Origin of the sequence: Micromonospora sp. CPCC 206060, assembly GCF_036906895.1 — a bacterium.
Classification (GTDB): domain Bacteria; phylum Actinomycetota; class Actinomycetes; order Mycobacteriales; family Micromonosporaceae; genus Micromonospora.
In genome coordinates, this window is sequence record NZ_JBAKHU010000002.1 from 187,424 (window position 1) to 212,447 (window position 25,024).

At 68.3% G+C, this 25,024-nt stretch carries 39 protein-coding genes; all 39 read left to right on the forward strand.

Translation table 11 applies throughout. The features are described 5' to 3' along the window. Positions 1-6: 6 nt before the first annotated feature. Positions 7-360 carry a hypothetical protein gene (locus V6U90_RS03190; protein WP_334431180.1) on the forward strand — a complete coding sequence of 118 codons (354 nt, stop codon included), beginning with the start codon at positions 7-9 and terminating at the stop codon, positions 358-360. 91 nt (positions 361-451) lie between these two features. Continuing rightward, positions 452-1,144, forward strand: a complete 693-nt coding sequence (locus V6U90_RS03195; protein WP_334431027.1) for a DUF4190 domain-containing protein — start codon at positions 452-454, stop codon at positions 1,142-1,144. A 505-nt stretch (positions 1,145-1,649) separates the two neighbouring features. Further along, positions 1,650-2,024, forward strand: a complete 375-nt coding sequence (gene rpsL / locus V6U90_RS03200) for a 30S ribosomal protein S12 (protein ID WP_014440718.1) — start codon at positions 1,650-1,652, stop codon at positions 2,022-2,024. 1 nt (position 2,025) lies between these two features. After that, positions 2,026-2,496, forward strand: coding sequence for a 30S ribosomal protein S7 (gene rpsG / locus V6U90_RS03205; RefSeq protein ID WP_121158400.1), 471 nt, complete (start codon positions 2,026-2,028; stop codon positions 2,494-2,496). Between the two features lie 76 nt (positions 2,497-2,572). Further along, positions 2,573-4,669 (forward strand): elongation factor G, encoded by a 2,097-nt coding sequence (gene fusA, locus V6U90_RS03210; protein ID WP_334431028.1) that lies wholly within the window; start codon positions 2,573-2,575, stop codon positions 4,667-4,669. A gap of 210 nt (positions 4,670-4,879) precedes the next feature. Then, positions 4,880-6,073: an elongation factor Tu gene (gene tuf, locus V6U90_RS03215; protein ID WP_334431029.1), complete on the forward strand. Its 1,194-nt coding sequence runs from the start codon at positions 4,880-4,882 to the stop codon at positions 6,071-6,073. Between the two features lie 349 nt (positions 6,074-6,422). Beyond that, positions 6,423-6,731 (forward strand): 30S ribosomal protein S10, encoded by a 309-nt coding sequence (rpsJ, locus tag V6U90_RS03220; protein ID WP_007073037.1) that lies wholly within the window; start codon positions 6,423-6,425, stop codon positions 6,729-6,731. Between the two features lie 11 nt (positions 6,732-6,742). After that, on the forward strand, positions 6,743-7,405 hold the full coding sequence (gene rplC, locus V6U90_RS03225) for a 50S ribosomal protein L3 (protein ID WP_334431030.1): 663 nt from the start codon (positions 6,743-6,745) through the stop codon (positions 7,403-7,405). Beyond that, entirely contained in the window at positions 7,402-8,052 is a 651-nt protein-coding gene (rplD, locus tag V6U90_RS03230) for a 50S ribosomal protein L4 (RefSeq protein ID WP_334431031.1), read from the forward strand. Before rplC ends, rplD begins: the two co-directional genes overlap by 4 nt. After that, positions 8,049-8,351 carry a 50S ribosomal protein L23 gene (rplW, locus tag V6U90_RS03235; RefSeq protein ID WP_334431032.1) on the forward strand — a complete coding sequence of 101 codons (303 nt, stop codon included), beginning with the start codon at positions 8,049-8,051 and terminating at the stop codon, positions 8,349-8,351. The genes rplD and rplW overlap by 4 nt, the downstream gene beginning before the upstream one ends. 12 nt (positions 8,352-8,363) lie before the next feature. Continuing rightward, positions 8,364-9,203: a 50S ribosomal protein L2 gene (rplB, locus tag V6U90_RS03240; protein WP_334431033.1), complete on the forward strand. Its 840-nt coding sequence runs from the start codon at positions 8,364-8,366 to the stop codon at positions 9,201-9,203. Between the two features lie 15 nt (positions 9,204-9,218). Continuing rightward, entirely contained in the window at positions 9,219-9,500 is a 282-nt protein-coding gene (gene rpsS, locus V6U90_RS03245) for a 30S ribosomal protein S19 (protein WP_013735950.1), read from the forward strand. A 101-nt stretch (positions 9,501-9,601) separates the two neighbouring features. Beyond that, positions 9,602-10,072, forward strand: a complete 471-nt coding sequence (gene rplV, locus V6U90_RS03250) for a 50S ribosomal protein L22 (RefSeq protein WP_208810882.1) — start codon at positions 9,602-9,604, stop codon at positions 10,070-10,072. Then, positions 10,072-10,938 (forward strand): 30S ribosomal protein S3, encoded by an 867-nt coding sequence (gene rpsC, locus V6U90_RS03255; RefSeq protein ID WP_334431034.1) that lies wholly within the window; start codon positions 10,072-10,074, stop codon positions 10,936-10,938. The genes rplV and rpsC overlap by 1 nt, the downstream gene beginning before the upstream one ends. Before the next feature lie 3 nt (positions 10,939-10,941). Further along, positions 10,942-11,367 (forward strand): 50S ribosomal protein L16, encoded by a 426-nt coding sequence (gene rplP / locus V6U90_RS03260; protein ID WP_007465292.1) that lies wholly within the window; start codon positions 10,942-10,944, stop codon positions 11,365-11,367. Then, on the forward strand, positions 11,367-11,603 hold the full coding sequence (gene rpmC, locus V6U90_RS03265; protein ID WP_334431035.1) for a 50S ribosomal protein L29: 237 nt from the start codon (positions 11,367-11,369) through the stop codon (positions 11,601-11,603). The genes rplP and rpmC overlap by 1 nt, the downstream gene beginning before the upstream one ends. After that, positions 11,600-11,878, forward strand: a complete 279-nt coding sequence (gene rpsQ, locus V6U90_RS03270; protein ID WP_334431036.1) for a 30S ribosomal protein S17 — start codon at positions 11,600-11,602, stop codon at positions 11,876-11,878. Before rpmC ends, rpsQ begins: the two co-directional genes overlap by 4 nt. Before the next feature lie 100 nt (positions 11,879-11,978). Further along, positions 11,979-12,347 carry a 50S ribosomal protein L14 gene (rplN, locus tag V6U90_RS03275; protein WP_007465279.1) on the forward strand — a complete coding sequence of 123 codons (369 nt, stop codon included), beginning with the start codon at positions 11,979-11,981 and terminating at the stop codon, positions 12,345-12,347. Beyond that, positions 12,344-12,664, forward strand: coding sequence for a 50S ribosomal protein L24 (gene rplX, locus V6U90_RS03280; RefSeq protein WP_208810887.1), 321 nt, complete (start codon positions 12,344-12,346; stop codon positions 12,662-12,664). The genes rplN and rplX overlap by 4 nt, the downstream gene beginning before the upstream one ends. Beyond that, complete coding sequence (gene rplE, locus V6U90_RS03285) at positions 12,664-13,233, forward strand: 50S ribosomal protein L5 (protein ID WP_334431037.1); 570 nt, start codon at positions 12,664-12,666, stop codon at positions 13,231-13,233. The genes rplX and rplE overlap by 1 nt, the downstream gene beginning before the upstream one ends. 4 nt (positions 13,234-13,237) lie before the next feature. After that, positions 13,238-13,423, forward strand: coding sequence for a type Z 30S ribosomal protein S14 (locus V6U90_RS03290; protein WP_007073023.1), 186 nt, complete (start codon positions 13,238-13,240; stop codon positions 13,421-13,423). Positions 13,424-13,551: 128 nt separating this feature from the next. Continuing rightward, positions 13,552-13,959 carry a 30S ribosomal protein S8 gene (gene rpsH / locus V6U90_RS03295; protein ID WP_013288624.1) on the forward strand — a complete coding sequence of 136 codons (408 nt, stop codon included), beginning with the start codon at positions 13,552-13,554 and terminating at the stop codon, positions 13,957-13,959. A gap of 16 nt (positions 13,960-13,975) precedes the next feature. Further along, positions 13,976-14,518 (forward strand): 50S ribosomal protein L6, encoded by a 543-nt coding sequence (gene rplF, locus V6U90_RS03300; RefSeq protein ID WP_334431038.1) that lies wholly within the window; start codon positions 13,976-13,978, stop codon positions 14,516-14,518. After that, on the forward strand, positions 14,515-14,904 hold the full coding sequence (rplR, locus tag V6U90_RS03305; RefSeq protein ID WP_208810890.1) for a 50S ribosomal protein L18: 390 nt from the start codon (positions 14,515-14,517) through the stop codon (positions 14,902-14,904). Before rplF ends, rplR begins: the two co-directional genes overlap by 4 nt. A gap of 33 nt (positions 14,905-14,937) precedes the next feature. Then, positions 14,938-15,552, forward strand: a complete 615-nt coding sequence (gene rpsE / locus V6U90_RS03310) for a 30S ribosomal protein S5 (protein WP_334431039.1) — start codon at positions 14,938-14,940, stop codon at positions 15,550-15,552. After that, positions 15,552-15,734, forward strand: a complete 183-nt coding sequence (gene rpmD / locus V6U90_RS03315) for a 50S ribosomal protein L30 (protein WP_091555401.1) — start codon at positions 15,552-15,554, stop codon at positions 15,732-15,734. The genes rpsE and rpmD overlap by 1 nt, the downstream gene beginning before the upstream one ends. Further along, positions 15,734-16,177: a 50S ribosomal protein L15 gene (gene rplO, locus V6U90_RS03320; protein ID WP_334431040.1), complete on the forward strand. Its 444-nt coding sequence runs from the start codon at positions 15,734-15,736 to the stop codon at positions 16,175-16,177. Before rpmD ends, rplO begins: the two co-directional genes overlap by 1 nt. Before the next feature lie 233 nt (positions 16,178-16,410). Beyond that, a complete protein-coding gene (gene secY / locus V6U90_RS03325) occupies positions 16,411-17,736 on the forward strand; it encodes a preprotein translocase subunit SecY (RefSeq protein ID WP_334431041.1) in 1,326 nt (441 codons plus the stop codon). Beyond that, positions 17,737-18,390 carry an adenylate kinase gene (locus V6U90_RS03330; protein WP_334431042.1) on the forward strand — a complete coding sequence of 218 codons (654 nt, stop codon included), beginning with the start codon at positions 17,737-17,739 and terminating at the stop codon, positions 18,388-18,390. Between the two features lie 65 nt (positions 18,391-18,455). Beyond that, entirely contained in the window at positions 18,456-19,307 is an 852-nt protein-coding gene (gene map, locus V6U90_RS03335) for a type I methionyl aminopeptidase (RefSeq protein WP_334431043.1), read from the forward strand. 71 nt (positions 19,308-19,378) lie between these two features. Next, entirely contained in the window at positions 19,379-19,903 is a 525-nt protein-coding gene (locus V6U90_RS03340) for a DUF1707 domain-containing protein (protein ID WP_334431044.1), read from the forward strand. Positions 19,904-20,206: 303 nt separating this feature from the next. Then, positions 20,207-20,428 carry a translation initiation factor IF-1 gene (infA, locus tag V6U90_RS03345; RefSeq protein WP_007073013.1) on the forward strand — a complete coding sequence of 74 codons (222 nt, stop codon included), beginning with the start codon at positions 20,207-20,209 and terminating at the stop codon, positions 20,426-20,428. A 97-nt stretch (positions 20,429-20,525) separates the two neighbouring features. Continuing rightward, positions 20,526-20,639, forward strand: coding sequence for a 50S ribosomal protein L36 (gene rpmJ, locus V6U90_RS03350; protein ID WP_208810910.1), 114 nt, complete (start codon positions 20,526-20,528; stop codon positions 20,637-20,639). A 263-nt stretch (positions 20,640-20,902) separates the two neighbouring features. Next, positions 20,903-21,283: a 30S ribosomal protein S13 gene (rpsM, locus tag V6U90_RS03355; RefSeq protein WP_184534351.1), complete on the forward strand. Its 381-nt coding sequence runs from the start codon at positions 20,903-20,905 to the stop codon at positions 21,281-21,283. 18 nt (positions 21,284-21,301) lie between these two features. Beyond that, complete coding sequence (gene rpsK / locus V6U90_RS03360; protein WP_208810897.1) at positions 21,302-21,709, forward strand: 30S ribosomal protein S11; 408 nt, start codon at positions 21,302-21,304, stop codon at positions 21,707-21,709. Between the two features lie 14 nt (positions 21,710-21,723). Then, positions 21,724-22,350 carry a 30S ribosomal protein S4 gene (rpsD, locus tag V6U90_RS03365; RefSeq protein WP_334431045.1) on the forward strand — a complete coding sequence of 209 codons (627 nt, stop codon included), beginning with the start codon at positions 21,724-21,726 and terminating at the stop codon, positions 22,348-22,350. 95 nt (positions 22,351-22,445) lie between these two features. After that, positions 22,446-23,468, forward strand: coding sequence for a DNA-directed RNA polymerase subunit alpha (locus V6U90_RS03370; RefSeq protein WP_208810899.1), 1,023 nt, complete (start codon positions 22,446-22,448; stop codon positions 23,466-23,468). Positions 23,469-23,500: 32 nt separating this feature from the next. Further along, complete coding sequence (gene rplQ / locus V6U90_RS03375) at positions 23,501-24,058, forward strand: 50S ribosomal protein L17 (protein WP_334431046.1); 558 nt, start codon at positions 23,501-23,503, stop codon at positions 24,056-24,058. Positions 24,059-24,128: 70 nt separating this feature from the next. Continuing rightward, positions 24,129-24,959, forward strand: coding sequence for a tRNA pseudouridine(38-40) synthase TruA (gene truA, locus V6U90_RS03380; protein ID WP_334431047.1), 831 nt, complete (start codon positions 24,129-24,131; stop codon positions 24,957-24,959). The last annotated feature ends 65 nt before the right edge of the window (positions 24,960-25,024 follow it).

Sequence of the window (25,024 nt, forward strand, 5' to 3'; positions counted from 1 at the left end):
CAGACCATGCCGCTGGTGCCGTCCGGTCCACCTCTGCGGGATCCGCTGGACCCGGACCCGGTCCGCTCCACCAAGGCGCGAGCGGTGTTCGCCCTCGGCCTGGTGGCGGCACTGACCGGGCTCTTCGTGGCCGGGCTGGTCCCGGCGACGGTCGGGCTCTGGCTGGCCCGGCAGGCGCGCCGTGAGGCGTACGCGTCGGGGGGTTTCCTCACCGGGGCGGCCTGGCTGCGGCGCGGTGAGCGGCTGGCCTGGACGGGCGTCGCGCTGGCCGCCACGGCGGTGGTGGCGGCGCTGGTGGTCGGGCTGCTGCAGTACGCCGGCACGCCGGTCGGTCAGGACTTCGCGCCCACGGTCGACTAGCTAACCGTCGTGCGTTACCCCGGCGGCGGTAGCCTGACCTGAGATCCGTCGCGTCACCGTGGCGGTGATCCGTGTTCTCGGAGGGGATGTCGTGGCGGAAGAGGTCTCGGCGACCGGGGCGGACCGGCCCGGCGGATGGGCGTCGCCGGCCAGCCCGCCGCCGAGTGAGTGGGCGAGGCCGGTCGACCCGGGGGTGTCGGGCCCACCACCGGGGGACCCGGGCCAGGCCGTCTCATCGGCGGTGCCGGGGCATCCCGGTCCGCACCAGGCCGATCCCGGTCCGTTCGCTGCCGTGCCGGGCCACCCCGGTCCGGTCCCCACGCCCGGTGTTCCGCACGCCGGTGGGTTCCGGGGTCCGGTGCCGGCACCACCCCGGGATGCCTGGCAGGCCCCGGGCCGGGTGACGTCGGTCGAGGGCACCCCCTTCGGTCTGGTACAGGTGGAGGTCGCGCCGGTCACCTCAGGTCTGGCGATCGGGGCGCTGGTCGCCGGAATCGTCTCGATCCTGGTCGCCGTGCTGGTGGGCTGCTTCGGCGTGCTGGGCGCGCAGGGCGGCTGGGGTGCCTGGGCCGGGGGAGCCTTCGCGTTGCTCGGGGTGCTCACCGGCCTGGCCGGCGTGGTGTCCGGCCTGCTGGGGCGTCGGCAGATCCGTCGGGCGGCGGCACCGCCGGCGGTCCGCTTCACCGGGCGCGGTCTGGCCATCGCCGGTATCGTCTGTGGCGCGGTGGGGTTGGTGCTGACCGTGCTCAGCCTCGGGCTCGCTCTCCTGCTCCAACTCGGCTGACCCGGGGCAGGGCGCCGGGGCGGGTGGCCGGCTTGCCCGGGGCCGCCGGTCAGGGGTTCGGGCCGAGCGTTACAATGGGCTACTGGAGTTGCTCATCACCGACGTGCGGGCTCATCGCGGGCGGTCGTCACGGGATCCGACGGGGAGGCCGGCCGGCTTTCCCCAACCACCCCGTTTTGACCCGCGCGGCTGTGGTAGGTACTCTTTTCCCTCGTGCCCGGGCTTGCCCGGGCAACTCGTGCGTGCGCTCGTCGCGGTGTCCAGGCGACTGAGGGTGATCACGACAAAGTCGAAGAACAGGGCACGCGTCTCGACGCGTGCCGAGAGATAGCCGGTACGCGGGCGAGAGTCCGTGCCGGAACCGTGAATCGGGCGACACGCCCGACCGCGGGTGCCGGGACCCCGTCCGGGGGCCCTGGCCGGAATGTAGGAGAGTCGCCCATGAGGGCGGCTACGGCAGACGGCGCGGCCGCCCAGTGGCGGCCGAAGGGAGCGGAGAAACCCGGTGCCCACGATCCAGCAGCTGGTCCGAAAGGGCCGCCAAGCGAAGACGAGTAAGACCAAGACGCCAGCGCTGAAGGGGAGTCCTCAGCGGCGCGGCGTGTGCACGCGCGTCTACACCACCACTCCGAAGAAGCCGAACTCGGCGCTGCGCAAGGTCGCTCGTGTCAAGCTCAGCAGCCAGATCGAGGTGACGGCGTACATCCCCGGCGTCGGCCACAACCTTCAGGAGCACTCCATCGTGCTCGTACGTGGTGGCCGGGTCAAGGACCTCCCGGGCGTGCGTTACAAGATCGTCCGCGGCTCGCTGGACACCCAGGGTGTCCGTAACCGCAAGCAGGCGCGCAGCCGCTACGGCGCGAAGAAGGAGAAGAGCTGACATGCCGCGCAAGGGACCCGCTCCGCGGCGGCCGCTGGTCGCTGACCCGGTGTACAACTCGCCGCTGGTCACCCAGCTGGTGAACAAGATCCTGCTGCGCGGCAAGCGGCAGCTCGCCGAGCGCATCGTCTACGGCGCCCTGGAGGGCTGCCGCGAGAAGTCGGGCACCGACCCGGTCGTCACCCTCAAGCGGGCGATGGACAACGTCAAGCCCACCCTCGAGGTCCGCAGCCGCCGGGTCGGTGGCGCGACCTACCAGGTGCCGGTCGAGGTTCGTCCCGCCCGGGCCACCACCCTCGGTCTGCGCTGGCTGGTGACCTACTCGAAGGCCCGCCGCGAGAAGACCATGATCGAGCGGCTGATGAACGAGCTGCTCGACGCCAGCAACGGTCTGGGTGCCGCCGTCAAGCGGCGCGAGGACACCCACAAGATGGCCGAGTCGAACAAGGCCTTCGCGCACTACCGCTGGTAAGACACCGGTTCCGGGCGCCGCGCGGCGCCCGGAACCACCACCAGGTGAGTCGAGACGACGATAAGTAGGGATTGAAGTGGCCGCCGCAGACGCGCTCGCCAACGTACGCAACATCGGCATCATGGCGCACATCGATGCTGGTAAGACCACGACCACCGAGCGGATCCTGTTCTACACCGGCATCACGTACAAGATCGGTGAGGTCCACGAGGGCGCTGCCGTCATGGACTGGATGGAGCAGGAGCAGGAGCGGGGAATCACCATCACCTCCGCCGCCACCAAGTGTGAGTGGAAGGGCCACACGATCCAGATCATCGACACGCCCGGCCACGTCGACTTCACGGTCGAGGTCGAGCGGTCGCTGCGGGTCCTGGACGGTGCGGTCGCGGTCTACGACGGTGTCGCCGGTGTCGAGCCCCAGACGGAGAACGTCTGGCGCCAGGCCGACAAGTACAACGTGCCCCGGATGTGCTTCGTCAACAAGCTCGACCGGACCGGTGCCGACTTCTTCCGCTGCGTGCAGATGATGATCGACCGGCTCAAGGCCACCCCGCTGGTGCTGCAGGTGCCGATCGGCGCCGAGTCCGACTTCATCGGCGTGGTCGACCTGGTCCAGATGCGTGCCCTCACCTGGCGTGGTGAGACCCAGAAGGGCGAGGACTACGCGATCGAGGAGATCCCGGCCGACCTCGTCGACACCGCCAACGAGTGGCGCGAGAAGCTGCTCGAGACCCTCGCCGACGTCGACGACGCCATCATGGAGAAGTACCTCGAGGGTGAGGAACTCTCCGTCGAGGAGATCCACAGCGCGATCCGGCGCGCGACGATCGCGGGCAAGGCCAACCCGGTGCTGACCGGTACCGCCTTCAAGAACAAGGGCATCCAGCCGATGCTCGACGCGGTCGTGGCGTACCTTCCCTCGCCGCTGGACATCCCGGCAATCGAGGGCACCGCGACCGACGGCGAGACGCCGCTGCAGCGGAAGCCGTCGAAGAACGAGCCGTTCTCCGGCCTGGCCTTCAAGATCCAGACCGACAAGCACCTCGGTAAGCTCACCTACGTCCGGGTCTACTCCGGCACGGTCGAGACCGGCGCCCAGGTGGTGAACTCCACCAAGGACCGCAAGGAGCGGATCGGCAAGATCTACCAGATGCACGCCAACAAGCGGGAAGAGCGCGGCTCGGCCCAGGCTGGCGACATCATCGCGGTGCAGGGTCTGAAGCAGACCACCACCGGCGACACGCTCTGCGACCCGGCGAACCCGGTCATCCTGGAGTCGATGACCTTCCCCGAGCCGGTCATCGAGGTCGCCATCGAGCCGAAGACCAAGGCCGACCAGGAGAAGCTCGGCACCGCCATCCAGCGGCTGGCCGAGGAGGACCCGACCTTCCGGGTGAAGAACGACGAGGAGACCGGGCAGACGGTCATCGCCGGCATGGGCGAGCTGCACCTGGACATCCTGGTCGACCGGATGCGGCGTGAGTTCAACGTCGAGGCGAACATCGGTAAGCCGCAGGTGGCGTACCGCGAGACCATCCGCCGTAAGGTCGAGAAGGTCGAGTACACGCACAAGAAGCAGACCGGTGGTTCCGGCCAGTACGCCCGGGTGATCATCAGCCTGGAGCCGCTGCCGCTGGAGAACGACGCCCCGACGTACGAGTTCGTCAACGCCGTCACCGGTGGTCGTATCCCGAGGGAGTTCATCCCCTCGGTGGACGCCGGTGCCCAGGACTCCATGCAGTACGGCATCCTGGCCGGCTTCCCGCTGGTCGGTGTCAAGCTGACCCTGGTGGACGGCCAGTACCACGAGGTCGACTCGTCGGAAATGGCGTTCAAGATCGCTGGCTCGATGGCGATGAAGGAGGCGGCCCGCAAGGCCGACCCCGCGCTGCTCGAGCCGATGATGTCGGTCGAGGTCACCACTCCTGAGGAGAACATGGGTGACGTGATCGGCGACCTCAACTCCCGCCGTGGCATCATCCAGGCGATGGAGGAGCGCGGCGGTGCCCGCGTCGTCCGCGCCCTGGTGCCGTTGTCGGAGATGTTCGGCTACGTCGGCGACCTGCGGTCGAAGACCCAGGGCCGGGCTAGCTACAGCATGCAGTTCGACTCCTACGCCGAGGTTCCGCAGAACGTGGCGAAGGAGATCATCGCGAAGGCCACGGGCGAGTAGTTCCCGAGCTGGACGATCCGGGTCGGCCCCGGGTGGGTCCACCCACCCGAGGCCGACGCGGTCGGACCGCATGAAGACCGGGCCTGTAGGCTTCACCGCCGCAAGACCCACAAGCTCTCCGGTCGCGAGACCGGAAAGGCTGTCGACAGAGTCCTAAGCGCCGAGTGGCGCGCCGGGCGTACGAACCAAGAAGTCCACAGGAGGACACCAGTGGCGAAGGCGAAGTTCGAGCGGACTAAGCCGCACGTCAACATCGGCACCATTGGTCACATCGACCACGGTAAGACGACGCTGACGGCGGCCATCACCAAGGTCCTGCACGACCAGTTCCCGGACCTGAACCCGTACACGCCGTTCGACGAGATCGACAAGGCGCCGGAGGAGAAGGCCCGGGGTATCACGATCTCGATCGCGCACGTCGAGTACCAGACCGAGGCGCGGCACTACGCGCACGTGGACTGCCCCGGTCACGCTGACTACATCAAGAACATGATCACCGGTGCCGCGCAGATGGACGGCGCGATCCTGGTGGTGGCGGCGACCGACGGTCCGATGCCGCAGACCCGCGAGCACGTGCTGCTGGCCCGTCAGGTCGGTGTGCCGTACATCGTCGTGGCGCTCAACAAGAGCGACATGGTCGACGACGAGGAGCTCCTGGAGCTTGTCGAGCTCGAGGTCCGTGAGCTGCTCTCGAACCAGGACTACCCGGGTGACGACCTGCCGGTCGTCCGGGTCTCGGCGCTGAAGGCCCTCGAGGGTGACCCCGAGTGGACCAGCAAGCTGCTGGACCTGATGAACGCTGTCGACACCGCGATCCCGCAGCCGGAGCGCGAGACCGAGAAGCCGTTCCTGATGCCGATCGAGGACGTCTTCACGATCACCGGTCGTGGCACCGTCGTCACCGGTCGCGCGGAGCGCGGCGTGCTCAAGCCGAACGAGGAGGTGGAGATCGTCGGTATCCGCGAGAAGTCGCAGAAGACGGTCTGCACCGGTATCGAGATGTTCCGCAAGCTGCTCGACGAGGCCCGCGCGGGTGAGAACGTCGGTCTGCTGCTGCGGGGCATCAAGCGCGAGGACGTCGAGCGCGGCATGGTGGTCGTCAAGCCGGGCACCACGACCCCGCACACCGAGTTCGAGGCGACCGTCTACATCCTCTCCAAGGAGGAAGGTGGCCGGCACACCCCGTTCTTCCAGAACTACCGTCCGCAGTTCTACTTCCGGACCACGGACGTTACCGGCGTCGTCACGCTGCCCGAGGGCACCGAGATGGTCATGCCGGGCGACAACACCACGATGACCGTGAAGCTGATCCAGCCCATCGCGATGGAGGAGAACCTCAAGTTCGCGATTCGTGAGGGCGGCCGCACGGTTGGCGCGGGGTTCGTCACCAAGATCATCAAGTGAGCTAGGTAACCCCGATTAGCGTCGCTGTTCTGCGTACGGCATACTAGTCAGGTTGCGTAACGACAGTCCGTCGTTCGGTGTCCGGCCCAGCTGGTCACCGGCAACGAAGACCGTCGCGTGCGGGGTGGTTGACTACCCAATGGTCAACCACCCCCGCACGGCGTCCAGGTCGCGGTGACGCGATCGGCGCCTTGACCCTCCGCGCGGTCAGAGCCGTTCCGGATCCCCGGGGCGGAGTCTGGCCCCAGGGCGCGACACGCCCGACCGCGGGGGTCGGCGAAGTGGGCCTGTGCCAGCCGGTGCAGGCGCCCGCAACACAGCGGCATCGAGAGAAGGAACAGAAGCCACCATGGCGGGACAGAAGATCCGCATCCGGCTCAAGGCCTACGACCACGAGGTCGTCGACTCCTCGGCGCGGAAGATCGTCGAGACGGTGACGCGCACCGGGGCGCAGGTCGCAGGCCCGGTGCCGCTGCCCACGGAGATCAACCGTTTCTGCGTGATCCGTTCGCCGCACAAGTACAAGGACTCGCGCGAGCACTTCGAGATGCGCACGCACAAGCGTCTGATCGACATCATCGACCCGACCCCGAAGACGGTCGACTCGCTTATGCGCCTCGACCTGCCGGCTGGCGTCGACATCGAGATCAAGCTGTAGGGACCGGACTAATGGACAGGCAAGTTAAGGGGATCCTGGGCGCCAAGCTCGGCATGACCCAGGTCTGGGACAACAACCGCGTTGTCCCGGTGACCGTGGTGCAGGCCGGCCCGTGCGTCGTCACCCAGGTTCGTAGCGCCGACAAGGACGGTTACTCGGCGGTCCAGCTGGCGTACGGCGTCATTGACCCGCGCAAGGTCAAGAAGCCGGTGAGCGGCCACTACGCGAAGGCGGACGTGGCGCCGCGGCGGCACATCGTCGAGCTGCGCACCGCCGACGCGGCCGAGTACTCACTCGGCCAGGAGGTCACCGTCGAGCAGTTCGCCCCGGGCGCTCCGGTCGACGTGACCGGTAAGACCAAGGGCAAGGGCTTCGCCGGTGTCATGAAGCGGCACGGCTTCCACGGTCTGCGCGCGAGCCACGGTGTCGAGCGTAAGCACCGCTCGCCGGGCTCGATCGGCGCCTGCGCGACCCCGGGTCGCGTCTTCAAGGGCGTACGGATGGCCGGCCGGATGGGTGGCGTCCGCTACACCGTGCAGAACCTGACCGTCCAGGCGGTCGACACCGAGAACAACCTGCTCCTCGTCCGGGGTGCCATCCCCGGTCCCAAGGGCGCGCTGGTTCTGGTCCGCTCCGCGGCCAAGGCCAAGGTGAAGAAGGGTGGGGCCAAGTGACCACCGTTGACCTGCACAACGTCGAGGGTGCGAAGACCGGCTCGGTCGAGCTGCCTGCGGACATCTTCGACGTACAGGCGAACATCTCCCTGATGCACCAGGTCGTGGTGGCCCAGCTCGCGGCTGCCCGACAGGGCACGCACAAGGTCAAGACCCGGGGTGAGGTCGCCGGCGGCGGTAAGAAGCCGTACAAGCAGAAGGGTACCGGTCGCGCCCGGCAGGGTTCGATCCGTGCTCCGCAGTTCGCCGGTGGTGGCGTCGTGCACGGTCCCGTGCCGCGCGACTACAGCCAGCGGACCCCCAAGAAGATGAAGGCCGCCGCGCTGCGTGGGGCCCTCTCCGACCGGGCCCGCGCGGGTCAGGTGCACGTCATCGAGACCTTCGTCTCCGGCGAGAAGCCGTCGACCAAGGCCGCCCTGGCGACGCTCGCCAAGCTGACCGAGGCCCGTCGGGTCCTGGTCGTGCTGAGCAGCACCGACGAGCTGAACTGGGTGTCGCTGCGCAACGAGCCGCGGGTGCACCTGATCGAGTCCGGCCAGCTCAACACGTACGACGTGCTGGTGGCCGACGACGTGGTCTTCACCAAGGAGGCCCTGGACGAGTTCCTGGGCGTGCCGGCCGAGACCACCGAGGAGGGTGGCAAGTGAGCACGATCGCCGACCCGCGCGACATCATCGTGGCGCCGGTCATCTCGGAGAAGAGCTACAGCGAGCTCAACCGCAACTGGTACACCTTCCTGGTGCACCCGGACGCCAACAAGACCCAGATCAAGATCGCGATCCAGCAGATCTTCGACGTCCGCGTCCTGACGGTGAACACGCTCAACCGCGAAGGCAAGCGCAAGCGGACCAAGACCGGTTACGGCCAGCGCAAGGCGACCAAGCGGGCGATCGTGAAGCTGGCTGACGGTGACCGCATCGAGGCCTTCGGCGGCCCGGTCAGCTGAGGGGTGTAGACAATGGCTATCCGTAAGTACAAGCCGACGACGCCGGGCCGGCGTGGCTCCAGCGTCGCCGACTTCGCTGAGATCACCCGGTCGACTCCGGAGAAGTCGCTGCTGGCCCCGCTGCCGAAGAAGGGCGGACGCAACGCCCACGGCCGGATCACCACGCGGCACCACGGTGGCGGACACAAGCGGCAGTACCGTCTGATCGACTTCAAGCGGGTCGACAAGGACGGCGTGCCGGCGAAGGTCGCGCACATCGAGTACGACCCGAACCGCACCGCGCGGATCGCGCTGCTGCACTACGCCGACGGCGAGAAGCGGTACATCATCGCGCCGAAGGACCTGAAGCAGGGCGACACCGTCGAGTCCGGTCCGGGCGCCGACATCAAGCCGGGCAACAACCTGCCGCTGCGCAACATCCCGGTCGGTAGCAGCGTCCACGCCGTGGAGCTGCGTCCGGGTGGCGGCGCCAAGCTGGCCCGTTCGGCCGGCGTCGGCATCCAGCTGCTCGGCCGTGAGGGTGCCTACGCCACGCTGCGGATGCCCTCCGGTGAGATCCGGCGGGTGGACGTCCGTTGCCGGGCCACCATCGGTGAGATCGGCAACGCCGACCAGTCGAACATCAACTGGGGTAAGGCCGGCCGGATGCGGTGGAAGGGCAAGCGCCCCACCGTCCGTGGTGTCGCCATGAACCCGGTCGACCACCCGCACGGTGGTGGTGAGGGTAAGACCTCCGGCGGTCGCCACCCGGTCAACCCGCAGGGTAAGCCCGAGGGCCGCACCCGTCGTAAGGGCCAGCCGAGCGACCGGCTGATCGTCCGCCGCCGCTACGCCACCCGCAAGCGCGGCTAACAGGAGAGCTGACAGATGCCTCGCAGCCTGAAGAAGGGCCCGTTCATCGACGACCACCTGCTCAAGAAGGTGGAGACGCAGAACGAAAAGGGCTCGAAGAACGTCATCAAGACCTGGTCGCGGCGCTCGACGATCATCCCCGAGATGCTGGGGCACACGATCGCCGTGCACGACGGGCGCAAGCACGTCCCGGTGTTCGTCACCGAGGCGATGGTCGGGCACAAGCTCGGCGAGTTCGCGCTGACCCGCACCTTCAAGGGTCACGAGAAGGACGACCGGAAGAGCCGCCGCCGCTAAGGCCGACTCATGTTCGGTCCACCGTTCGGCGGACCGCACTGCCAGACGATGCCGACCGGACATTGGTCGAGTCATGGATAGAGGATCAAGGGGTTACAGCGATGCCAGGTAAGGGCGACGCTCCGGTGCTTCCGGGCGCGCGGGCGGTTGCGCGGCACGTGCGCATCTCGCCGATGAAGGCGCGCCGGGTGGTCAACCTCGTCCGCGGACTGCCCGCGAAGGAGGCTCTCACGGTGCTCCAGTTCGCGCCGCAGGCCGCGAGCGAACAGGTGTACAAGGTGCTCGCCAGCGCGATCGCCAACGCGGAGAACAACGAGCGGCTGGACCCCGATGCGCTGCTCGTCAGTGAGGCGTTCGTGGACGAGGGCCCGACGATGAAGCGGTTCCGGCCGCGGGCGCAGGGTCGGGCGTACCGGATCCGCAAGCGGACCTGCCACATCACCATGGTGGTCGAGGCCGTGGCGCCCAAGGCGCCGAAGAAGGCCGCGCCGAAGAAGGCCGCGGCTGCGCAGAAGGCGGCCCCGGAGCAGCAGGCCGCTGACACGCAGAGCAAGACGGAGGGTGCCGAGTAATGGGTCAGAAGGTTCACCCGCACGGGTTCCGGCTCGGCATCTCGACCGACTGGAAGTCGCGCTGGTTCGCGGACAAGCTCTACAAGGACTACATCGGCGAGGATGTCAAGATCCGCCGCATGATGTCCAAGGGCCTGGAGCGCGCCGGCATCTCGAAGGTCGACATCGAGCGCACCCGGGACCGGGTCCGGGTCGACATCCACACCGCCCGGCCGGGCATCGTCATCGGCCGTAAGGGTGCGGAGGCCGACCGGATCCGGGGCGAGCTGGAGAAGCTCACCGGCAAGCAGGTGCAGCTGAACATCATCGAGGTGAAGAGCCCCGAGTCGGACGCGCAGCTGGTCGCCCAGGGCGTCGCCGAGCAGCTCTCCAGCCGGGTCAGCTTCCGTCGGGCCATGCGTAAGGCCATGCAGTCCGCGATGAAGAACCCGATCTGCAAGGGCATCCGGGTTCAGGTCTCCGGCCGGCTCGGCGGCGCCGAGATGAGCCGCACCGAGTTCTACCGCGAGGGTCGGGTTCCGCTGCACACGCTGCGGGCCAACATCGAGTACGGCTTCTTCGAGGCCCGGACCACCTTCGGCCGGATCGGCGTGAAGGTCTGGATCTACAAGGGCGACGCCGTTCCCGGCCGGGAGGCCCCGGCTGAGGCCGGCCCGTCGCGTCCGCGCCGTGAGCGTGGCGACCGTCCCGAGCGGCCCCGTCGTGGCCGGTCCGGCTCTGCCGGAACGACCGCCGGTGGGACCGAGGCCGGGCGGGCTGCCGCCAGCACGATCGCGCAGGGCGGCGACAACCCGACCGGCGAGTCGACCGACGGCGCTGCCGTCGCCGCCGCGCCGGCTCCGGCAGAAACGCAGCAGGAGGGCTGACAGATGCTGATGCCGCGCAAGCCCCCGAAGGGCTTCCGCAAGCCGCACCACCCGGACCGCAGTGGCGCGTCCAAGGGTGGTAACCGGGTGGTGTTCGGCGAGTTCGGGATCCAGGCTCTCGAGCCGGCGTACGTGACCAACCGCCAGATCGAGTCGGCGCGTATCGCGATGACCCGTCACATCAAGCGTGGCGGTAAGGTCTGGATCACGATCTTCCCGGACCAGGCCCTGACCAAGAAGCCGGCCGAAACCCGGATGGGTTCCGGTAAGGGCTCGCCCGAGTGGTGGGTCGCGAACGTGAAGCCGGGGCGGGTGCTCTTCGAGATGTCCTTCCCCAATGAGCAGATTGCGCGAGAGGCGATGCGTCGCGCGATCCACAAGCTCCCGATGAAGTGCCGCATTGTTACGCGCGAAGTGGGTGAATCCTGATGGCAGCGGGCGTTAAGGCCGCCGAGCTGCGTGAGCACTCCGACGAGGAGCTGGTCGCGAAGCTGCGGGAGGCCAAGGCGGAGCTGTTCAACCTCCGCGTGCAGGCCGCGACCGGTCAGCTGGACAACAACCGGCGGCTGCAGGTCATCCGTCGGGAGATCGCCCGGATCTACACGATCATGCGTGAGCGCGAGCTGGGTCTCTCTGCCGCGCCGACTGAGGTGACTGCATCATGAGCGAGAACACCACCGCCGCGAAGCCGCGGGCCCAGCGCAAGGTTCGCGAGGGGCTCGTGGTCAGCGACAAGATGGAAAAGACCGTCGTTGTCGAGGTCGAGGACCGGGTCAAGCACCCGCTGTACGGCAAGGTCATGCGCCGTACCAGCAAGCTGAAGGTGCACGACGAGCAGAACGCCGCCGGCATCGGTGACCGCGTGCTGATCATGGAAACCCGTCCGCTCTCCGCTACCAAGCGGTGGCGGATCGTGGAAATCCTCGAAAAGGCCAAGTAGCGAAGGCTTCAAGCTCGCCCGGCGGTAGTCGGGCGCAGGTTCCGCCAGGCTCCGGCCGACGACGAGTCGGCCGGAGAACCGGCAGACATAGGAGATAGACGTGATTCAGCAGGAGTCGCGACTGCGCGTCGCCGACAACACGGGTGCCCGGGAGATCCTGTGCATCCGGGTTCTCGGTGGCTCCGGTCGGCGCTACGCGAGCATCGGCGACGTCATCGTGGCCACGGTCAAGGACGCCATCCCGGGTGCCGGTGTGAAGAAGGGCGACGTGGTCAAGGCCGTTGTCGTCCGCACCGCCAAGGAGAGGCGCCGCCCGGACGGCTCGTACATCCGCTTCGACGAGAACGCCGCCGTCATCATCAAGGACGGTGGGGACCCGCGCGGTACCCGTATCTTCGGCCCGGTCGGCCGTGAGCTGCGGGACAAGCGGTTCATGAAGATCATCTCTCTCGCGCCGGAGGTGTTGTGACCGTGAAGGTCAAGAAGGGCGACACGGTCGTCGTCATCGCCGGCAAGGACAAGGGTGCCAAGGGTAAGGTCATCGCGGCCTACCCGCGGCAGGACAAGGTCCTGGTCGAGGGCGTGAACCGGGTCAAGAAGCACACCCGCATCCGCACCACCCAGCGTGGCGCCAAGACCGGCGGCATCGTCACCCAGGAGGCCCCGATCCACGTCTCGAACGTGCAGGTCCTGGACTCCGACGGCAACCCGACCCGCGTCGGGTACCGGATCGACGACAACGGCCAGAAGGTCCGCATCGCGCGTAGCACCGGTAAGGACCTGTGATGAGCACGGCTACTGAAACGAAGGCCCTGCCGCGCCTCAAGGAGCGGTACCGCAACGAGATCGTGGCCAAGCTGCAGGAGCAGTACAACTACGGCAACCCGATGCAGGTGCCGGGTATGGTCAAGATCGTCGTCAACATGGGTGTCGGCGAGGCCGCCCGGGACGCCAAGCTGATCGACGGCGCCGTCCGTGACCTGGCCACCATCACCGGCCAGAAGCCGCAGGTGCGTCGGGCGACCAAGTCCATCGCGCAGTTCAAGCTCCGCGAGGGCATGCCGATCGGCGCGAAGGTGACCCTGCGCGGCGACCGGATGTGGGAGTTCCTCGACCGGCTGCTGTCGATCGCGCTGCCGCGTATCCGCGACTTCCGCGGTCTGGACGGGCGCAAGCTCGACGGTCACGGCAACTACACCTTCGGTCTGACCGAGCAGTCGGTGTTCCACGAGATCGACCAGGACAGGATCGATCGTCAGCGGGGCATGGACATCACGGTGGTGACCACCGCCAAGACCGACGATGAGGGCCGGGCGCTGCTCAAGCTCCTGGGCTTCCCGTTCAAGGAGAACTGAGCCAATGGCCAAGAAGGCGCTGATCCTCAAGGCTGCCGCGAAGCCGAAGTTCTCGGTTCGCGCGTACACCCGCTGCCAGCGGTGCGGGCGTCCGAAAGCGGTCTACCGCAAGTTCGGCCTCTGCCGGGTCTGCATCCGGGAGATGGCCCACCGCGGTGAGCTGCCGGGCGTGTCCAAGGCTTCCTGGTAAGGGCGACGACCGCGCCCCGGCCGCCGGTCGGGGCCCAGCATCGCAACGTGGCAACTAGGTATTGCTCTTCGCCGTAGGCCCGGGGCTGACCGCCCCGGGAACCCCGGCGAGAAAGGCTGACGAAATCCATGACGATGACCGACCCGATCGCAGACATGCTCACGCGTCTGCGTAACGCCAACCAGGCGTACCACGACCGGGTGACGATGCCCTACTCGAAGATCAAGGCGAACATCGCCGAGGTCCTCAAGGCTGAGGGTTACATCGCCACCTGGTCGGTCGAGGAGCCCGAGGAGGGCGCCGTCGGCAAGCGACTGGTCGTCGAGCTGAAGTACGGCCAGAACCGCGAGCGGAGCCTGGCCGGCATCAAGCGTGTGTCCAAGCCCGGTCTTCGGGTTTACGCCAAGTCGGACGGGCTCCCCCGGGTGCTCGGCGGTCTGGGCGTGGCGATCATTTCGACGTCCCAGGGTCTGCTGACCGACCGGCAGGCCCGCAAGCGGAGCGTTGGCGGGGAAGTCCTCGCCTTCGTCTGGTAACGGGAGACAGGTAGAAATGTCGCGTATTGGACGTAAGTCGATCCCGGTACCAGCCGGCGTCGACATCACGATCGAGGGCCAGACCGTGAAGGTCAAGGGTCCCAAGGGCGAGCTCTCGCACACCCTGGCCGAGCCGATCACGGCGGAGCGGGGCGAGGACGGGCAGCTGCACGTCAACCGGCCCAACGACGAGCGCAAGGCCAAGGAACTGCATGGCCTGAGCCGTACCTTGGTGGCGAACATGATCATCGGGGTGACCGAGGGCTACCGCAAGACGCTGGAGATCGCCGGTACCGGTTACCGGGTCACCGCCAAGGGCAGCGACCTGGAGTTCGCGCTCGGGTTCTCGCACCCGGTGCTCGTCCCGGCGCCGGACGGCATCACCTTCACCGTCGAGAGGCCGACCCTGTTCCACGTGGCCGGGATCGACAAGCAGCAGGTCGGTGAGGTCGCCGCCAACATCCGGAAGATCCGTCCGCCGGAGCCGTACAAGGGCAAGGGCGTCAAGTACCAGGGCGAGGTCATCCGCCGCAAGGCTGGAAAGGCAGGTAAGAAGTGACCGCCACGCTGCTCAAGCGCCGTCGCGGCGTCGCCGCCAAGCGCGCCATCGGGCGGGCGCGTCGGCACTTCCGGGTCCGCAAGAACGTCAGCGGTTCGGCCGAGCGTCCGCGCCTGGTCGTCACCCGTTCGCTGCGGCACATCAACGCCCAGATCGTGGACGACACCAAGGGGCACACCCTGGCCTCGGCGTCGACCATGGACGCGTCGCTGCGCGGTGCCGAAGGCGACAAGAGCGCCCTGGCCGGCAAGGTCGGCACGCTCCTCGCCGAGCGGGCCAAGGCCGCCGGTGTCTCCAAGGTCGTCTTCGACCGCGGTGGCAACCGGTACGCGGGGCGAATCGCCGCCCTGGCCGACGCCGCCCGCGAAGCCGGGCTCGACTTCTAACAACCCCGTCACGAGAGAGAAGGAAGGCTGCTGATGCCAGGTCAACAGCGCCGTGGCGGCGGGTCCGGTGGCAACGAGGGTGGTCGCCGCGACAACCGCCGTGAGGGCGGCCGCGGAAACGCGCCCGTCGAGAAGACCCCGCACCTTGAGCGGGTCGTCGCGATCAACCGTGTCGCCAAGGTTGTGAAGGGTGGTCGTCGCTTCAGCTTCACCGCCCTGGTGATCGTGGGCGACGGCGACGGCACGGTCGGCGTGGGCTACGGAAAGGCCAAGGAGGTGCCCGCGGCCATCGCCAAGGGCGTCGAGGAGGCCAAGAAGCACTTCTTCAAGGTGCCGCGGATCGGCGCCTCGATCCCGCACCCGGTGACCGGCGAGGACGCGGCCGGCGTGGTGCTGCTCAAGCCGGCCAGCGCCGGTACGGGTGTCATCGCCGGTGGCCCGGTGCGTGCCGTGCTGGAGTGCGCGGGTATCCACGACGTGCTCTCCAAGAGCCTCGGTTCGTCGAACCCGATCAACATCGTGCACGCCACCGTCGCGGCTCTGAAGGGTCTCGAGTCCCCGGAGGCGGTCGCGGCTCGTCGCGGCCTGCCGGTCGAGGACGTCGCGCCGGCCGCCATGCTGGCTGCCCGGGCGGGGGTGACGTCCTGATGGCACGTCTTAAGGTCACCCAGGTCCGGTCCGAGATCGGTGCCAAGCACAACCAGCGGGAGTCCCTGCGGTCGCTCGGCCTGAAGCGGATCAACGACGTGGTGGTCAAGGAGGACCGTCCCGAGATTCGGGGCATGATCTTCGCGGTGAACCACCTCGTGAAGGTCGAGGAGGTCGAGTAATGACGATCAAGGTCCACCACCTGCGCCCGGCGCCCGGTTCGAAGACCGCCAAGACCCGGGTGGGTCGTGGTGAGGGTTCGAAGGGCAAGACCGCTGGTCGCGGTACCAAGGGTTCCAAGGCCCGGAAGAACATCTCGGCGGCGTTCGAGGGTGGGCAGATGCCCATCCACATGCGACTGCCGAAGCTGAAGGGCTTCAAGAACAAGTTCAAGGTCGTCTTCCAGGTGGTCAACCTGGACCGGCTGGCCGAGCTGTTCCCGAACGGCGGCCAGATCGGCCCGCAGGAGCTGGTCGACGCCGGCGCGGTCCGCAAGGGTCAGCCGGTGAAGGTCCTCGGCACCGGCGACCTCGGTGGGGTGGCGCTCCAGGTTTCGGCGCACGCGTTCAGTGCGTCGGCCAAGGAGAAGATCACCGCTGCCGGTGGCTCGGTCACCGAGCTGTAATGCGATAGCGACGTGGCGCTCGCTCAGTTCTCTCGGACTGGCGGGCGCCACGGTCTACCCGGAGCCGGTGGCTCCGGTAAAATCGGAACTGGTATATCTTCCCGGGCAGGCCTGCCCGGGAACGTGCTGGACTGTTAGAGTCCGTTCCCAGCTATGGATATCGGGCAGTCCGCCCGACACCACCCCGCCCCGCCAGGGTCATCCGGCGGCCCGCCTCGCGCAGGAGGAAGAAGTTGCTCTCCGCCTTTCTCAGTGCGTTCCGCACGCCTGACCTGCGCAAGAAGCTGCTGTTTACAGTAGGCATCATCGCGGTCTACCGGCTCGGTGCGACGCTGCCCAGCCCGGGTGTCTCGTACGGCAACGTGCAGAAGTGCCTCGACACCCTGGAGACCGGTACCGGGGTCTTCAACCTGCTGAACCTCTTCTCCGGCGGCGCACTGCTGTCACTCTCGGTCTTCGCGCTCGGCATCATGCCGTACATCACCGCGTCGATCATCCTCCAGTTGCTGACGGTGGTGATCCCCCGACTGGAGCAGCTCCGCAAGGAGGGGCAGGCCGGTCAGGCGAAGATCACCCAGTACACCCGCTACCTGACCCTGGGCCTGGGCATCCTCCAGGCGTCCGCGTTCGTGGCGCTGGCCCGCTCCGGGCAGCTCTTCAACAACCAGTGCGACCAGTTCCCGATCATCCCCGAGGGGACCGGGATCCCGGACTGGCTGACCCTGACCATCCTGGTCATCACGATGACCGCCGGTACCGGCATGGTCATGTGGCTCGGCGAGCTGATCACCGACCGTGGCGTCGGCAACGGCATGTCTGTCCTGATCTTCACCTCGATCGCCGCCCGGCTGCCCAGCGAGGGCTGGGCGATCAAGACCAGCAAGGGCTGGGGGATGTTCGCCCTGGTGCTGCTCCTGGTTCTGGTGATCATCACGCTGGTGGTCTTCATCGAGCAGGCCCAGCGCCGGATCCCGGTGCAGTACGCCAAGCGCATGATCGGCCGACGGATGTACGGCGGTACCTCGACCTACATCCCGCTGAAGGTCAACCAGGCGGGTGTCATCCCGGTCATCTTCGGCTCGTCGCTGCTCTACCTGCCGCAGCTCGCCCTGCAGTTCTTCGACCAGACGAACCCGGGCAAGACGCAGGCGTGGATCCAGAACAACCTGGCGAACCCGAGTGCGCCGATCTACATCGCGGTCTACTTCCTGCTGATCATCTTCTTCACCTACTTCTACGTGTCGATCACGTTCAACCCGACCGAGGTCGCGGACAACATGAAGAAGTACGGCGGGTTCGTACCGGGTATCCGGCCGGGCAAGCCGACGGCGGAGTATCTCGACTTCATCCTCAGCCGGATCACCCTGCCGGGCGCCTTCTACCTGGCCCTGATCTCGATCCTGCCGAACTTCTTCTTCATCTGGCTCGACAACGAGCAGTACCAGAACTTCCCGTTCGGCGGCGTTGCAGTGCTCATCATGGTCGGCGTCGGTCTGGAGACCGTGAAGCAGATCGAGAGCCAACTCATGCAGCGGAACTACGAAGGGTTCCTGCGGTAGATGCGACTCGTTCTGGTTGGCCCCCCGGGGGCGGGCAAGGGTACACAGGCGGAGTTCATCGCCGCGCACCTGGCGGTGCCGAAGATCTCCACCGGGGACATCTTCCGGGCCAACGTCTCCCAGGGCACCCCGCTGGGCGTCGAGGCGAAGCGGTACATGGACGCCGGCAAGCTGGTTCCGGACGAGGTGACCATCAACATGGTCCGGGACCGGCTCGCCGAGCCGGATGCCGCCGAGGGTTTCCTGCTCGACGGCTTCCCGCGTACCACGCCGCAGGCCGCCGCGCTGGACAAGCTCCTCGCTGACCTCGGCACCGCGCTGGACCTGGTGCTGGAGTTGGTCGTCGACGACGACGAGGTGATCCGGCGGCTCTCCGGCCGGCGTACCTGCCGGGGATGCGGCAAGATCTGGCACGTCGAGTTCGACGCACCCTCCCAGGAGGGCATCTGCGACCGCTGCGGCGCCCCGCTCTTCCAGCGGGACGACGACAAGGCCGAGACGATCGCCGAGCGGCTCCGGGAGTACGCCGACAAGACCGCGCCGCTGGTCGACTACTACGGCGCCCAGGGCAAGCTGGTCGGGATCGACGCCACCGGCCCGGTGGAGGACGTGACCGTCCGCGCCATCGACGCCCTGCGGTCGTACGGCGGATAGAGTCGGAAGGCGGGGCGGGTCCATCGACACGCCCCGCACCTCCGCAGGCGAAAGGTAACGGCTCCATGCGTCGTCCCCAGCTGGACATCCAGCTGAAGACCCCCGAGCAGATCGAGAAGATGCGGGCCGCCGGGCTCGTGGTGGCGGCTGCGCTCGCCCGGATGCGCGAGGCTGTCGCGCCCGGGGTGACCACCGCCGATCTCGACGCGATCGCCGAGTCGGTGATCCGGGGCGCGGGCGCGGTGCCGTCGTTCAAGGGCTACCACGGCTTCCCCGCCTCGATCTGCTCCTCGGTCAATGAGCAGATCGTGCACGCCATCCCGTCGCCGCAGCAGGTGCTCGCCGACGGTGACATCATCTCGATCGACTGCGGTGCGGTGCTCGACGGCTGGCACGGCGACGCGGCCATCACGGTCGGCGTCGGTGAGGTCGGGCCGGAGCTGCTCCGGATGGCCGAGGTCGCCGAGGACGCGATGTGGGCCGGGATCGGCGCGGCGGCCCGGGGCGCGGCCAGCGGCAAGGGCCGGCTCACCGACATCTCGCACGCCGTGGAGAACGCGGTACGCCGGGCCGGCCGGTACGGCATCGTCGACGGGTACGGCGGGCACGGCATCGGTACCGAAATGCACCAGGACCCGCACGTGCTCAACCACGGTCGGCCGGGTAAGGGACCCCGGCTGGTGCCGGGGATGGCTCTGGCGATCGAGCCGATGATCACCATGGGTTCGCCGCGGACGGCAGAGTTGGCCGACGGCTGGACGGTGGTGACCCGGGACGGGTCGATGGCCGTGCACGTCGAGCACACCATGGCGCTGCTGGAGGACGGGGTCTGGGTGCTGACCGCACCGGACGGCGGTCGGGCCCGACTGGGTGACCTGGTCACCGGCCGGCAGTCGGTGGATCCGGCAGTGGTCTGACCATCGGCGTACCCGGGACGACGCCCGGCCCGGTACCACCCCGGTGGTACGTCGATGGCATGCTCGTAACCATGAATGGGCGGGACGAGATGCGGGCGGCGGACGTGGACCGTGAGGCGGTGGCCGAGCGGCTCCGGCTCGCGCTCAACGAGGGCCGGCTGGGCCTCGACGAGTACGACGACCGGCTGCGGCGGGCCTACGACGCGCGCACCTACGGCGAACTGAACGCGTTGACCACCGATCTGCCCGGTACCGTGCCGCTGGAGCGGTCGGCGGTGGTGCCGGCGGCGTCGGCCGAGGTCGTCACCCCGACCTCCATCTCCGGGCCGGCCGTCGGTGGGGGCATGGGCCCCTGGCTCTTCGACGTGTGGGGGACCTGGCTGCGGGTGACCGCGATCGTGGTGGCCATCTGGTTGGTCACCTCGGCGCTCACCACCGATCTGCTCTACTTCTGGCCCGGCTGGGTGATCGGCCCGTGGGGCGCGGTGCTGGCGGTGCGCACGGTGACCGGGATCGCCAAGGGCGAACCGCAGCGGTGGCGCTCCGAGCGGAAGGGCAAGGGCAAGGGGAAGAAGTCCGGCAAGCGGAACCGCTGATCCACCAGCCGCCAGGCGGCCGACCGGCCCGGTGCGGCGGGGCACCGGCTAGCCGGGCTGCTACCGGCGGAGATTTCCCCCTTTTTGGGGGTTTCACCGGAACAGGTGTGGGTCGGTTTGGCGGCGGCCTTCCGGCGCGCGTACACTGTCAGATCGGCGCACAGCGTCCACTCCGGCATGCCCACCCCGCGCTTCGGTGGGACTCGGAGCCGCGGCTGGCTCGGGTGCCCGACCTCAGGTCGGATGCCCGTGTAAGACGTTGTGGGGCCGTCCGGAGAAACCGACGTCAGGACAGCGGAGGACATGCCGAAAAAAGACGGAGCCATCGAGATCGAGGGTCGGGTCATCGAACCTCTGCCGAACGCTATGTTCCGGGTGGAACTCGCGAACGGACACAAGGTGCTGGCTCACATCAGCGGCAAGATGCGGCAGCACTACATCCGCATCCTGCCGGAGGACCGGGTCGTCGTCGAACTCTCGCCGTACGACCTGACCCGCGGGCGCATCGTCTACCGCTACAAGTAATTGGTGTCCTGACGGGCGGCCGGGTTTTCCGTGTCCGTCTTCGACGTCCGGTGGCGCTCTCGCGCGCGTACCGGGCCAGATGGGAAGTAAGGCAACCGTGAAGGTCAAGCCGAGCGTCAAGCCGATCTGCAACAAGTGCCGGATCATCCGCCGGCACGGCCGGGTCATGGTCATTTGCACCGACCCGCGCCACAAGCAGCGGCAGGGCTGACATCCGCGCGGTCGGCCGGTAGGCCCGCCGGCGGTACAGCCGTGCCGTAGCAGATCACACCACACAAGCTCGTCCCAGCCACGAGCTGCGCGTCCTCGCGACACGTACTCCTCGTGGCTGACCCCCGGTCGGAGGCCGGGGCCCGCTCGGGCAGCGACTCTTCCGGGTCGCGCCGTGGCGCCAGCCACGGCGGACCGGAACGGTCGGAGCGGGGTGGGTCGGGCATAGACCTCCGCAACAGAAACTGAGGAGTACGCCCGCACATGGCACGTCTAGCCGGCGTGGACCTCCCCCGCGACAAGCGGATGGAGATCGCGCTCACCTACATTTTCGGGGTCGGTCGGACCCGCGCGGTCGAGACTCTCGCCGCCACCGGCATCTCTCCGGACAAGCGCGCCAAGGACCTCACCGACGAGGAGCTCGTGCAGCTCCGCGATCACATCGAGGCCAACTACAAGGTAGAAGGCGACCTGCGCCGCGAGGTCGCTGCGGACATCCGCCGCAAGGTCGAGATCGGTTGCTACGAGGGCATCCGGCACCGTCGGGGCCTCCCCGTCCGGGGCCAGCGGACCCGTACCAACGCTCGTACCCGTAAGGGCCCGAAGCGGACCGTCGCCGGCAAGAAGAAGCCCGGCAAGAAGTAATTAGGAGCGCACAGACTTATGCCACCGAAGGCTCGTGCCGGGGCCGCCGTCAAGAAGGTCCGGCGCAAGGAACGCAAGAACGTCGCCCACGGGCAGGCGCACATCAAGAGCACCTTCAACAACACCATCGTGTCCATCACGGACCCGGCCGGTGCGGTCATCTCCTGGGCCTCCGCGGGCCAGGTGGGCTTCAAGGGCTCCCGCAAGTCGACTCCGTTCGCCGCGCAGCTGGCCGCCGAGGCCGCCGCGCGTCGGGCCATGGAGCACGGCATGCGCAAGGTCGACGTGTTCGTCAAGGGCCCCGGCTCCGGCCGGGAGACCGCGATCCGTTCGCTGCAGGCGGTCGGGCTGGAGGTCGGCCAGATCGCCGACGTCACCCCGCAGCCGCACAACGGATGCCGTCCGCCGAAGCGTCGCCGGGTCTGAGAGGTTAGAGAGAGATGGCTCGTTACACCGGTGCTGACTGCCGCCGTTGCCGGCGGGAGAAGATGAAGCTGTTCCTCAAGGGCAGCAAGTGCGATGGCCCGAAGTGCCCGTTCGAGTCCCGGCCGTTCCCGCCCGGGCAGCACGGTCGCGGCCGGACCAAGGAGACCGAGTACCTGCTCCAGCTCCGCGAGAAGCAGAAGGCCCGCCGCGTCTACGGCGTGCTGGAGAAGCAGTTCCGCGGGTACTACGAGGAGGCGGTCGCCAAGCAGGCGAAGACCGGTGAGGTCCTCCTGCAGATCCTGGAGTCGCGGCTGGACAACGTGGTCTACCGGGCTGGCTTCGCCAAGTCCCGTGACCACGCCCGGCAGTTGGTCAAGCACGGCCACTTCACGGTCAACGGCAAGAAGGTCGACATCCCGTCGTACCGCGTCAAGGAGCACGACATCGTCGAGGTCCGGGGCAAGTCCAAGGAGCTGACGCCGTTCCAGGTGGCGCAGGCCGAGGCGGGTTCGAGGACGGTGCCGGCCTGGCTGGAGGCGATCCCCAGCCAGATGAAGATCCTGGTGCACTCGCTCCCGGCCCGGCAGGTCATCGACACGCAGGTCCAGGAGCAGTTGATCGTCGAGCTCTACTCCAAGTAGGGGCTCGTTGCGGTGGCCCGCCCTTCGGGGCGGGCCACCGGAACAGTTGTGTCGTGGGCGTCATATAGCGGGCGCCCCGGAAGAAAAGAGAAGGCATGCTCATCAGCCAGCGACCGACCCTCTCCGAGGAGTCGATCAACGAGACCCGGTCCCGGTTCACCATCGAGCCGCTGGAGCCGGGCTTCGGCTACACCCTGGGGAACTCGCTGCGGCGTACGCTGCTGTCGTCGATCCCGGGTGCGGCCGTCACCTCGATCAAGATCGACGGCGTGCTGCACGAGTTCACCACGATCCCCGGTGTCAAGGAGGACGTGGTCGAGCTCGTCATGAACGTCAAGGAGCTCTGCGTCAGCTCCGACCACGACGAGCCGGTCAGCATGTACCTGCGCAAGCAGGGCCCGGGTGACGTGACCGCGGGTGACATCCAGCCCCCGGCCGGCGTCTCGGTGCACAACCCGGACCTGAAGCTCGCCACCCTCAACGGCAAGGGCCGGCTCGACATGGAGCTGACCGTCGAGCGGGGTCGGGGCTACGTCACGGCCGCGCAGAACAAGCAGGCCGGTGCGGAGATCGGTCGGATCCCGGTCGACTCGATCTACTCGCCGGTGCTCAAGGTGACCTACCGCGTGGAGGCCACCCGTGTCGAGCAGCGGACCGACTTCGACCGGCTGATCATCGACGTCGAGACCAAGCCGTCGATGGGCCCGCGTACCGCGCTGGCCTCCGCCGGCTCGACGCTGGTCGAGCTCTTCGGGCTGGCCCGGGAGCTGGACGAGACCGCCGAGGGTATCGACATCGGGCCGTCGCCGCAGGACGCGCAGCTCGCGGCCGACCTGGCTCTGCCGATCGAGGAGCTGGACCTGACCGTCCGCTCCTACAACTGCCTCAAGCGCGAGGGCATCAACTCCGTTGGTGAGCTCATCGGGCGTACGGAGGCCGACCTCCTCGACATCCGGAATTTCGGTCAGAAGTCGATCGACGAGGTCAAGATGAAGCTCGCCGGGATGGGTCTCGGGCTGAAGGACTCGGCCCCGAACTTCGACCCGGCACACGTCGTGGACACCTTCGGCGAGGCGGACTACGACACCGACGACTACCGCGAGACCGAGCAGCTCTAGATCCGCTGCCACTACTGAGGAGCGCACCAACCATGCCCACGCCCACCAAGGGTCCCCGCCTCGGCGGCAGCCCCGCGCACGAGCGGCTGATGCTGGCCAACCTGGCCACCGCGCTGTTCCAGCACGGCAAGATCAAGACCACCGAGACCAAGGCCAAGCGGCTGCGCCCGCTCGCGGAGCAGCTGATCACCAAGGCCAAGCGCGGTGACCTGGCCTCGCGTCGCCGGGTACTCGGCGTCGTCCGGGACAAGGACGTGGTCTACACCCTGTTCGACCAGATCGCGCCCCGGTTCGCCAACCGCAACGGCGGCTACACCCGGATCGTGAAGACCGGTCCGCGCAAGGGTGACGCCGCTCCGATGGCGATCATCGAGCTGGTCGAGGAGCTGACCGTCGCCGAGCCCAAGGCGAACAAGAAGTCGGCGGCGCGCAAGGCGGCGCAGCAGGACAAGGTCGAGGCGCTCGCCCCCACTGAGGAGACCCCGGCGGCCAATTCGGCCGACCAGGACGCCGACGCGCCGGAGTCGGCCTCCGGCGACACCGCCGAGGCCCGCGGGGACAGCGACGAGGCCACCGAGAACAAGGCCTGATTTCGGGCACCGTCGGGCCCGGCATCCCTTCAGGGGGTGTCGGGCCCGACCCATGTATGGAGGCGGGAAGATGGACGGGCAGACCCGGGTACGGCTCGACGTCGCCTACGACGGTACGGACTTCTCCGGCTGGGCCGCCCAGCCCGATCGGCGTACCGTCGCCGGGGTCCTCACCGACACCCTGGCCCGGATCCTCGGTGCGGGTACGGCCACCGGGCTGACCGTGGCGGGGCGTACCGATGCGGGGGTACACGCCACCGGGCAGGTCTGTCACGTCGACCTGCCCGCCACGGTCTGGGAGCAGTTCGGCGGTTCGCTGCTGCGCCGGCTCGCCGGCCTGCTCCCCACCGACGTGCGGGTACGCGCCCTGACCGAGGTGCCGGCCGACTTCGACGCCCGGTTCTCGGCGATGTTCCGCCGGTACGAGTACCGGGTCAGCGACGCCCCGTACGGGGTGGAGCCGTTGCGCCGGCACGAGATCATCGCCTGGCAGCGGCCGCTGGAGCTGGCCGCGTTGAACGCCGCCGCAGCCGGGCTGGTGGGGGAACACGACTTCGTGGCGTACTGCCGGCGTAAGGAGAACGCCACCACGCTGCGCGAGGTGACCCGGCTGGACTGGCGGCGCGACCCGGACGGGATCCTGGTCGCCACCGTGCAGGCGGACGCCTTCTGCCAGGCCATGGTGCGCAGCCTGGTCGGTGCGATGCTGGTGGTCGGGGACGGTCGGCGGCCGGTCGGCTGGCCGGCCGGTCTGCTCCGCCGGCAGGAGCGGGCCAGCGAGGTGACGGTCGCGCCGGCCCACGGGCTGACCCTGGTGGCCGTCGGCTATCCCGACGATCCGGCCGGGTACGCCCGGCGCGCCGAGCTCACCCGCCGGCTGCGCCTGCCCGCGCAGAGCTGACCGGTCAGGCGGGACCGGCCGGACGGCGCGGACCCGACGCCACGGGCCGGTCAGGTTTCCGAGCC

Bases quoted from the DNA above. Each gene is read 5' to 3' on its own strand.
- V6U90_RS03190 (WP_334431180.1), top strand. From the start codon at position 7: ATGCCGCTGGTGCCGTCCGGTCCACCTCTGCGGGATCCGCTGGACCCG.
- rpsG (WP_121158400.1), top strand. From the start codon at position 2,026: ATGCCGCGCAAGGGACCCGCTCCGCGGCGGCCGCTGGTCGCTGACCCG.
- rpsJ (WP_007073037.1), top strand. From the start codon at position 6,423: ATGGCGGGACAGAAGATCCGCATCCGGCTCAAGGCCTACGACCACGAG.
- rplC (WP_334431030.1), top strand. From the start codon at position 6,743: ATGGACAGGCAAGTTAAGGGGATCCTGGGCGCCAAGCTCGGCATGACC.
- rplB (WP_334431033.1), top strand. From the start codon at position 8,364: ATGGCTATCCGTAAGTACAAGCCGACGACGCCGGGCCGGCGTGGCTCC.
- rpsS (WP_013735950.1), top strand. From the start codon at position 9,219: ATGCCTCGCAGCCTGAAGAAGGGCCCGTTCATCGACGACCACCTGCTC.
- rplV (WP_208810882.1), top strand. From the start codon at position 9,602: ATGCCAGGTAAGGGCGACGCTCCGGTGCTTCCGGGCGCGCGGGCGGTT.
- rpsC (WP_334431034.1), top strand. From the start codon at position 10,072: ATGGGTCAGAAGGTTCACCCGCACGGGTTCCGGCTCGGCATCTCGACC.
- rplP (WP_007465292.1), top strand. From the start codon at position 10,942: ATGCTGATGCCGCGCAAGCCCCCGAAGGGCTTCCGCAAGCCGCACCAC.
- rpmC (WP_334431035.1), top strand. From the start codon at position 11,367: ATGGCAGCGGGCGTTAAGGCCGCCGAGCTGCGTGAGCACTCCGACGAG.
- rpsQ (WP_334431036.1), top strand. From the start codon at position 11,600: ATGAGCGAGAACACCACCGCCGCGAAGCCGCGGGCCCAGCGCAAGGTT.
- rplE (WP_334431037.1), top strand. From the start codon at position 12,664: ATGAGCACGGCTACTGAAACGAAGGCCCTGCCGCGCCTCAAGGAGCGG.
- V6U90_RS03290 (WP_007073023.1), top strand. From the start codon at position 13,238: ATGGCCAAGAAGGCGCTGATCCTCAAGGCTGCCGCGAAGCCGAAGTTC.
- rpsH (WP_013288624.1), top strand. From the start codon at position 13,552: ATGACGATGACCGACCCGATCGCAGACATGCTCACGCGTCTGCGTAAC.
- rplF (WP_334431038.1), top strand. From the start codon at position 13,976: ATGTCGCGTATTGGACGTAAGTCGATCCCGGTACCAGCCGGCGTCGAC.
- rpsE (WP_334431039.1), top strand. From the start codon at position 14,938: ATGCCAGGTCAACAGCGCCGTGGCGGCGGGTCCGGTGGCAACGAGGGT.
- rpmD (WP_091555401.1), top strand. From the start codon at position 15,552: ATGGCACGTCTTAAGGTCACCCAGGTCCGGTCCGAGATCGGTGCCAAG.
- rplO (WP_334431040.1), top strand. From the start codon at position 15,734: ATGACGATCAAGGTCCACCACCTGCGCCCGGCGCCCGGTTCGAAGACC.
- V6U90_RS03330 (WP_334431042.1), top strand. From the start codon at position 17,737: ATGCGACTCGTTCTGGTTGGCCCCCCGGGGGCGGGCAAGGGTACACAG.
- map (WP_334431043.1), top strand. From the start codon at position 18,456: ATGCGTCGTCCCCAGCTGGACATCCAGCTGAAGACCCCCGAGCAGATC.
- V6U90_RS03340 (WP_334431044.1), top strand. From the start codon at position 19,379: ATGAATGGGCGGGACGAGATGCGGGCGGCGGACGTGGACCGTGAGGCG.
- infA (WP_007073013.1), top strand. From the start codon at position 20,207: ATGCCGAAAAAAGACGGAGCCATCGAGATCGAGGGTCGGGTCATCGAA.
- rpsM (WP_184534351.1), top strand. From the start codon at position 20,903: ATGGCACGTCTAGCCGGCGTGGACCTCCCCCGCGACAAGCGGATGGAG.
- rpsK (WP_208810897.1), top strand. From the start codon at position 21,302: ATGCCACCGAAGGCTCGTGCCGGGGCCGCCGTCAAGAAGGTCCGGCGC.
- rpsD (WP_334431045.1), top strand. From the start codon at position 21,724: ATGGCTCGTTACACCGGTGCTGACTGCCGCCGTTGCCGGCGGGAGAAG.
- V6U90_RS03370 (WP_208810899.1), top strand. From the start codon at position 22,446: ATGCTCATCAGCCAGCGACCGACCCTCTCCGAGGAGTCGATCAACGAG.
- rplQ (WP_334431046.1), top strand. From the start codon at position 23,501: ATGCCCACGCCCACCAAGGGTCCCCGCCTCGGCGGCAGCCCCGCGCAC.
- truA (WP_334431047.1), top strand. From the start codon at position 24,129: ATGGACGGGCAGACCCGGGTACGGCTCGACGTCGCCTACGACGGTACG.